1 protein-coding gene is annotated in these 238 nt (G+C 56.7%); it reads left to right on the top strand.

Annotated features, from left to right (window positions below; genetic code table 11):
* Positions 1-238, top strand: a 238-nt coding sequence (locus AAEY83_RS18355) for a nucleoside hydrolase (RefSeq protein ID WP_351061559.1), incomplete at both ends; no start/stop codon positions are given.

The following is a 238-nucleotide window of genomic DNA, read 5'->3' as shown; positions in this document are numbered from 1 at the left end:
GAATACATCAAGGGCGATATGGAGCACTACGGCATTCCCGGCGGCCCGGTGCATGACGCCACCGTTGTGGCGTATCTGCTCAAGCCTGAGTTGTTTACCGGTCGGGCGGTCAACGTCGTGGTGGATAGTCGTGAAGGACCGACATTCGGCCAGACCATCGTTGACTGGTATGACGGTTTGAAAGCACCGAAGAATGCGTTCTGGGTCGAAAATGGCGACGCCCAGGGGTTCTTTGATC

This window comes from Psychrobacter sp. TB20-MNA-CIBAN-0197 (assembly GCF_040309765.1).
GTDB lineage: Bacteria > Pseudomonadota > Gammaproteobacteria > Pseudomonadales > Moraxellaceae > Psychrobacter > Psychrobacter submarinus.
The sequence above is the reverse complement of the archived record's forward strand: the minus strand, read 5'-3'. Positions and strand labels throughout refer to the sequence as shown.